We start from the raw sequence: 6891 nt of genomic DNA, 5'->3' as shown, positions 1-6891 counted from the left end.
GAGTTCGAGACTCGTTTCCCGCTCCAGTTTCATACTACAACACTCAAACGTAGTTTTGGCGAGATAGCAAAGTGGTTATGCAGCGGATTGCAAATCCGTCTACGCCGGTTCGATTCCGACTCTCGCCTCCATCCCTTTCATGGCGGGGTGGCAGAGTGTTTATGCTATAAGGGGTGCAACCCTTATACAGGCCGGTTCAAATCCGCGCCCCCGCCTCCAATTTCTCAATTTACTGTCTACGCCCGGGTGGTGAAATAGGTAGACACAACGGACTTAAAATCCGTCGGCCCTAAACCGGCCGTGCCGGTTCGATTCCGGCTCCGGGCACCAATAAATATCTGAATTTATTGAAAAACCTAATATTCTAAATTTCTAATTGACAGCTTATTTGTAAGGCTGTCTTTTTTGTTTGTGCCTGATTTGTATCTAACTTGCGCCATTTGCGTCAAATGTGACAAGCTCGTGCAAAGGTCTCAGGCTATGACAACGAGGAAGACCGGTAGCATCTGGTAATCATCGTTTGCTGGACGGCATTATGCGCAAAGCCCACCGCAACCGTCCGCTGATGGAAGCGTAAACCAAACGTAACCGACATCTATCGAAGACCCGTTATGTGGTCGAACAAAGCTTCGGTACGCTGCACCGTAAGTCCCGCTACACTCGGGTAGCCTATTTCGGTCTGATTAAAGTGAGTGCATAAAGCCATCTGAAGGCAATGTGTTTAAACCTGTTGAAAGCAGCTAACAGGCTAAGTGCGCCTGTTGTTACCTAAAAGGCGGCCCGGATGCCTGATTATCAGGTATCTGGGGAGAGTAAAGAGGGGGGTTTGAGTAGAATCAGTGGGTACTTGGAACGAAAACAGTCGAAAATCTATGTTTGGATTTCGGCTGCTGGAAGGAAAAGGAATTTTGCAAAGGTCTCATTTTAAAATTTCCCAAAATGATAAGGCCATCTGAAAATCCTTTTTCAGACGACCTTATCATTCAAATCAGAAGGACTTAAACCAATTTCTCCAGCATCCATTTAACGTAACGGCTGACGCCTTGTTTTACATCCAAGAATTCTTCTTTATACCCAGCTTCGCGCAGCTTGGTAATATCCGCTTGAGTAAAGCTCTGATATTTGCCTTTGAGTGCATCTGGGAATGGAATATAACGGATAAGTTCTTCTTCAACCAACTCTTTCAAACTCATTTCAGGCTTGCCTTCGGCCGCACGACAAGCGTTGACGGTTGCGGCGGCAAGTTCGTTAAACTGTTGGCTACGACCTGTACCGAGGTTAAAGATACCTGAAAGCTCAGGATGATCGAAGAAGTAAAGGTTAACTTTGGCAACATCTTCTACGCTGACAAAATCGCGTGTTTGCTCACCATTACCGTAGCCGTCATTGGCGCCAAACAGATTAACATAACCATGCTCGCGGTATTGGTGGAAATGATGGAAGGCGACGGATGCCATACGGCCTTTGTGTTGCTCCTGCTGTCCATATACGTTGAAGTAGCGGAAGCCAACGACTTGGGCGGTCAGGCCTTCTTTCATGCGGCGGCGCAATACTTGGTCAAACAAGAATTTAGAGTAGCCATATACATTGAGCGGTTTTTCCAGTTCGCGCTCTTCGCGGAAGATTTCGCCTTTGCCGTACACGGCGGCGCTGGAGGCGTAGAGGAACGGAATACGTTCGTCCTGACACCAGTCCAAGAGGTCGAGCGTGTACTGATAGTTGTTGTCCATCATGTAGAGGCCGTCGTGGTTCATCGTGTCGGAACACGCACCTTGATGGAAAACCGCTTCGATATTATCGTAAGGCAGAAGATGGCCGCGCACTTGGCGGATGAATTCGTGTTTATCGAGATAATGGGCAATTTCACACTCGGCAAGGTTTTTAAATTTTTCGCCTTTGCTCAGATTGTCGACGGCAACAATGTCGGTAATACCGCGCTGGTTAAGTGCTTTAACGATGTTGCTGCCGATAAAGCCGGCCGCGCCTGTTACGATAATGGTCATAATGAGTTTCCTTTATTTTGATTTTTCAGACGGCCTTGAAGTAATCATGCCGTCTGAAAATAAAAACTTTTCTGTCTGGATTATTTTCCAATTCTTATTTTCAGACGGCATTTAGAATTTTAAGGCCGTCTGAAACAATCATTATTGCTCTTCCAATGCCTTATTCAACTCTGTAAACGAGCAAACCGCCGTACCAAGTTTTGCCACGACAACGCCTGCCGCCGTATTGGCAAGGTGCATCGCTTCGGGCATGGTATAGCCTGCCGCTAAACCCAAGCCCACTCCGGCAATAACGGTATCGCCCGCACCGGATACATCATAAACTTCTTGAGCCCGTGTAGGCTGATAAATCGGCTCGCCCTCATTGAACAGGGTCATGCCCTCTTCGCTTCGGGTCAGCAAAATCGCGTTTAAATCAAGATGACGGCGCAGGTTTTGGGCTTTTTCGGTCAAATCGTTTTCGTTTTTCCAGCTGCCCACCACTTCTTTCAATTCTGCACGATTCGGCGTAATCAGCGTAGCGCCGGCATATTTTTCGTAATCGCCGCCTTTGGGGTCGATTAAAACAGGTTTACCGGCCTGTTTCGCCCAGTCAATCATATCGGAAATATGCGACAGGCCGCCCTTGCCGTAATCTGAAAAAATAATGGCATCATATTCAGGCAACACTTCGCGGTATTGCTGCTTGATTTGTTCCAATACCTCACGATGAGGCGGCTCTTCAAAATCAAGTCGGATAAGCTGCTGGTTACGTGCAACAACGCGCAGTTTGACAGTAGTCGCAATTTGCTTGTCGCGCATCAGATAGGAAGAAACACCGTCTTGCGCCATCAACGCATCCAGTGCATCCGCAGCTTCATCATCGCCGGTTACGGACAACAGCCCTGCTTTGCCGCCCAATGAGGCGATATTGCGCGCAACGTTTGCCGCTCCACCCGCGCGTTGGTCGATACGGGAAATTTTCGCTACCGGCACGGGGGCTTCAGGAGAAATACGGGACACATCGCCAAACCAATAACGGTCGAGCATCACATCGCCGACAACCAGGACTTTGGCTTGTGCAAAACGAGATTTGAGGGTTTCTTGTTGGAACTTGGTGGGCATATTGCCTCCGTTGTGTTTTTTTCAGACGGCCTCAACCTGTAAGGTCGCCTAAAAATCAGTTTGCTTCAAGGTTTACCACGCGGTTCACTTCGCGCAACACGGCTACCGGATCGGCAGCTTTGGTTACCGGACGGCCCATTACCAGATAAGTCGAGCCTGCCGCCAATGCTTCGGCCGGTGTCATGATGCGGCGTTGGTCGTCATTATTACCGGCAACGTCCAAGCGGATACCCGGTGTGACCAAGACGAAATCTTGTCCCAATTCGCGGCGCAACGGTGCGGCTTCTTGAGCAGAACATACCACGCCGTCCAAGCCTGAACTTTGCGCCAGTTTCGCCAAGCGGATGACTTGTTCTTCAGGGGTGATGTTCAAACCGATTTCGGCCAAGTCGCTTTGCTCCATGCTGGTCAACACGGTTACACCAATCAAAAGCGGCTTGGTGTGATATCCGGCAACGGCTTCCACGGCGGCTTCCATCATGCGGCGGCCACCGGAGGCGTGCATATCGACCATCCAAACACCCATCTCGGCGGCAACTTTGCATGCCTGCGCGACGGTGTGGGGAATATCGTGGTATTTCAAATCGAGGAAAAGTTTGAAGCCTTGATTGATTAAGCTTTCCGCCAAACTACGGCCGGTTGCGGTAAACAGCTCTTTGCCGATTTTGATTTGACACAATGCCGGGTCAAGATTGCGGACAAATCCGAGCGTATCTTTTTCGTTGGCAAAATCAAGGGCGACGATAACGGGAGTACGTTGTTGCTGAGTTTGGAAGTCGGAGATCAAGGGATTCATAAGATGCCTGCGGAAACGGTTATAGCTTCGATTTTAACAGCTTTTGTACACAAAAGGCCGTCTGAAAATATTTTTTCAGACGGCCTCATGATTTTACTTCAGCAAAACTTATTTGCCCAAACCTTTCAATACTTCGGCTTTCACGGCTTCTACTGCTTGGGTGCCGTCGACTTTGATGTATTTAGGCGCGTGTTCGCCTTCCAGTTTGCTGTAGAAATCAACCAGAACTTCGGTTTGCTCGTGGTAAACGGCAAGGCGTTTTTTCACGGTTTCTTCTTTGTCGTCGTCGCGTTGAATCAAATCTTCGCCGGTTACGTCGTCTTTGCCTTCAACTTTAGGCGGATTGTAGGTAACGTGGTAAGTACGGCCGGAAGCCAAATGCACGCGGCGGCCGCTCATGCGGTCGACAATCACGCTGTCGGGTACGTCGATTTCAACAACCGCGTCCAAATCCACACCAGCTTCAACCATCGCTTCGGCTTGTGCCAATGTGCGTGGGAAACCGTCAAACAGGAAACCGTTTTTGCAGTCGTCTTGGGCAATACGCTCTTTGACCATGCCGATAATGATGTCGTCGCGTACCAAACCGCCTTCATCAATGATTTTTTTTGCTTCCAAACCCAGCGGAGTGCCTGCTTTGATGGCAGCACGGAGCATATCGCCGGTAGAGATTTGAGGAATGCCGAATGCAGCAGTGATGAATTGAGCCTGTGTGCCTTTGCCGGCGCCTGGTGCGCCCAACAATAATACTTTCATGATGAGTCCTTCTTGGTTTATGGATTTGATGTTTGTTTAATTCTACACGCCTTGCGTTTATCGTTCAAAACTTCAGACGGCCTGCTCTGAGCCAAAGTGCTGCCACGCATCATCGCGCATTTCGATAAACCAGCTGTCTTCGGGGAAGCGTTCCAATGCGTCTTTCAACGTGGAAAGTAGGTTTTGGGACAAGGCTTTTGCCAAATATTCTTCCTCGTTGGCTTCTGCCGCTTTATCCGGCTGTTGCGCTAAACCGAGGGCGCGTGTCCGATGGCCGTGTGCCAGATAGTTGAGCGCAATCACTTTTTGTGCCCAAAGCTGGGGAATATCGGGGCTTTCCTGCAACAACACCGATAAAATCGATACGGCGACCGCCAACCGTCCGCCGGTCATGCGCAAATCTAAGGATTGGTTGGGCGGCAGGGTGCTGAGCATTTCTGCCATGCGAAACCAAAATTCGCCGCTGGCCTCGTCGGGCGCGGCCACTTTCAACATTTCGTAGTTGAACTCTTGATCGTCGTCTTTGACCAGCAAAGCGACATCGGCAAGCAGTTTTTGTTCGTCACGGCTCAAATGGCGTAAATCATTCATGTTTTTTCCTTTCAGACGGCCTCGAACACAGCCCTTACCCTGTCCAAATCTTCCTGTGTATCCACGCCGGCGGCTGGCGCTTCTTGGGCAATTTCAACAGCAATCGGATAACCGTGCCACAGGACGCGCAATTGTTCCAGAGATTCAATGGTTTCCAAAGGAGAAACTTCCATTTCGGAATAGCGTTGCAGGAAACCTGCACGATAGGCATAAATGCCGATGTGGCGCAAGACAGCTGTTTCTGAAGGCAATTCACGTTTTTCAGAGCGCATCACATCGCGTGGATAAGGAATCGGGGCGCGGCTGAAATAGATGGCGTTGCGGTTTTTGTCGAGGACGGCTTTGACAACGTTAGGATTCATAAACTCGTCAAAATCGTGCAATTCGTGGGCGGCGGTCGCCATTTGCACATTGTTTTCAACCAAAACTTCAGCCGTACGGTTGATGAGTTCGGGATCGATTAAAGGCTCGTCGCCTTGTACGTTCACAACAATCAGATGCTGCGGCAGTTTCAGCGTATTGGCCGCTTCGGCAAGACGCGTTGTACCGCTTTCGTGTTGATTAGAAGTCATGACCACTTCGACACCGTGCGCCTGACAGGCCGTCTGAATATCAGGATGGTCGGTGGCAACGACAACATGCGCGGCCTTGCTTTTCGCTGCTTGTTCGGCAACACGTACAACCATCGGTTTACCGTGAATATCGGCCAAAGCCTTGCCCGGCAGACGTGAAGAATCCAACCGCGCCGGAATCAATACGACAAATTCGGTCATGCTTTCAGTTCCTCTTCGCTCAACGCTCGTGCTTCGTTTTCCAGCATATAAGGGATGCCGTCACGAATCGGATAAGCCAGCTTTGCCTGACGGCTCCACAATTCCTGTTTGTCTTGATGGTATTCGAGTTTGCCTTTGGTAACAGGACAAACAAGGATGTCTAAGAATTTTTTTTCCATGGGGTTACTTTCTGGTTTGGTGGTTTTAGCGAAAATCACTTTGCTCGTTTTGGCGAAACTTGCTGCACTCGTTTTCAGACGGCCTCAAGCGGCATTATTTTTTCCGTGCCGTTTTCTTCGTTTGCTGTGTACAAGCTTGGTCAGGATTTTTGCCATTGCACATGATCTGACGGATTTCACGGGCTAAGTTTGCGTTTTGACTGGATTTTTCGTATTTTTCGGTGATGATACTCAATATTGGGGTCATTGTTGCTTCAAGATAGCGTGGAGTTTTAGCGAGTATTGATTGACCCACTGCAGTGCCGTAAAAGTCAATCAATGCGTTGACTTCTTCCTGAGTATAAACCGTCTTTATGCCTTCCAAAGCCGCTTTATGCAACTGGGCACGCACTTGCGGTGTATTGATTTCAGCAATCAATTGAGTTGTATATTTTTTCAAGACTGCTTCCAACTTAGGACGTTTGTCTTCCGGCGCATCTTTCCAAAGATTCTGTACATTCGGATCAGAAAGCACAATACCTCCAACGCTTTGGAGAGACTGGTCTAACAGAGCATCCATCTTCTGCACCTCAAACAAACGCTCCAGCGACGCATCACTGGGCGGCGCGGCAAACGCATTGGCACACAATGCCAGCGCAGCGAAGGGTAATAATAAGGTTTTCAGCTTCATCTTTTTCTACCTTTCAACA

General features: G+C 49.1%; 8 protein-coding genes, 3 tRNA genes and 1 pseudogene. 4 read left to right on the top strand and 8 right to left on the bottom strand.

The window, feature by feature from the left end; translation table 11 throughout:
- The first annotated feature begins 57 nt into the window (after window positions 1–57).
- From HMPREF2696_RS09640 to HMPREF2696_RS11370, 4 genes and pseudogenes are all read left to right on the top strand, one after another.
- A tRNA-Cys gene (locus tag HMPREF2696_RS09640) sits at window positions 58–131 on the top strand.
- A gap of 10 nt (window positions 132–141) precedes the next feature.
- Window positions 142–219, top strand: a tRNA-Cys gene (locus tag HMPREF2696_RS11640).
- 21 nt (window positions 220–240) lie between these two features.
- Window positions 241–330: transfer RNA gene (locus tag HMPREF2696_RS09635), tRNA-Leu, on the top strand.
- Between the two features lie 146 nt (window positions 331–476).
- Window positions 477–772 (top strand): annotated as a pseudogene (locus HMPREF2696_RS11370) (transposase); the annotation flags it as partial.
- 226 nt (window positions 773–998) lie between these two features.
- Here HMPREF2696_RS11370 and rfaD read toward each other — a convergent pair.
- The 8 genes from rfaD to HMPREF2696_RS09595 all read right to left on the bottom strand — a co-directional run bounded on the left by rfaD (window position 999) and on the right by HMPREF2696_RS09595 (window position 6872).
- Complete coding sequence (rfaD, locus tag HMPREF2696_RS09630) at window positions 999–2003, bottom strand: ADP-glyceromanno-heptose 6-epimerase (RefSeq protein ID WP_070588377.1); 1005 nt, start codon at window positions 2001–2003, stop codon at window positions 999–1001.
- A 141-nt stretch (window positions 2004–2144) separates the two neighbouring features.
- Window positions 2145–3107 carry a D-glycero-beta-D-manno-heptose-7-phosphate kinase gene (gene rfaE1 / locus HMPREF2696_RS09625; RefSeq protein WP_070588375.1) on the bottom strand — a complete coding sequence of 321 codons (963 nt, stop codon included), beginning with the start codon at window positions 3105–3107 and terminating at the stop codon, window positions 2145–2147.
- A gap of 55 nt (window positions 3108–3162) precedes the next feature.
- Window positions 3163–3903, bottom strand: coding sequence for an orotidine-5'-phosphate decarboxylase (gene pyrF / locus HMPREF2696_RS09620; RefSeq protein ID WP_070588373.1), 741 nt, complete (start codon window positions 3901–3903; stop codon window positions 3163–3165).
- A 108-nt stretch (window positions 3904–4011) separates the two neighbouring features.
- On the bottom strand, window positions 4012–4659 hold the full coding sequence (gene adk, locus HMPREF2696_RS09615) for an adenylate kinase (RefSeq protein WP_003746105.1): 648 nt from the start codon (window positions 4657–4659) through the stop codon (window positions 4012–4014).
- Between the two features lie 72 nt (window positions 4660–4731).
- Complete coding sequence (locus HMPREF2696_RS09610; protein WP_004520816.1) at window positions 4732–5250, bottom strand: hypothetical protein; 519 nt, start codon at window positions 5248–5250, stop codon at window positions 4732–4734.
- Window positions 5251–5261: 11 nt separating this feature from the next.
- On the bottom strand, window positions 5262–6023 hold the full coding sequence (gene kdsB, locus HMPREF2696_RS09605) for a 3-deoxy-manno-octulosonate cytidylyltransferase (protein WP_004520817.1): 762 nt from the start codon (window positions 6021–6023) through the stop codon (window positions 5262–5264).
- Complete coding sequence (locus HMPREF2696_RS09600) at window positions 6020–6202, bottom strand: Trm112 family protein (RefSeq protein ID WP_003679524.1); 183 nt, start codon at window positions 6200–6202, stop codon at window positions 6020–6022. Before HMPREF2696_RS09600 ends, kdsB begins: the two co-directional genes overlap by 4 nt.
- A 94-nt stretch (window positions 6203–6296) precedes the next feature.
- The gene (locus HMPREF2696_RS09595) at window positions 6297–6872 is read right to left on the bottom strand and encodes a DUF2059 domain-containing protein (protein ID WP_070588371.1); all 576 of its coding nucleotides are present in this window, start codon (window positions 6870–6872) and stop codon (window positions 6297–6299) included.
- Window positions 6873–6891 lie beyond the last annotated feature (19 nt).

Origin of the sequence: Neisseria sp. HMSC058F07 (assembly GCF_001810035.1) — a bacterium.
Classification (GTDB): Bacteria; Pseudomonadota; Gammaproteobacteria; order Burkholderiales; family Neisseriaceae; genus Neisseria; species Neisseria perflava.
This window is presented reverse-complemented; position numbering and strand designations above follow the sequence as displayed.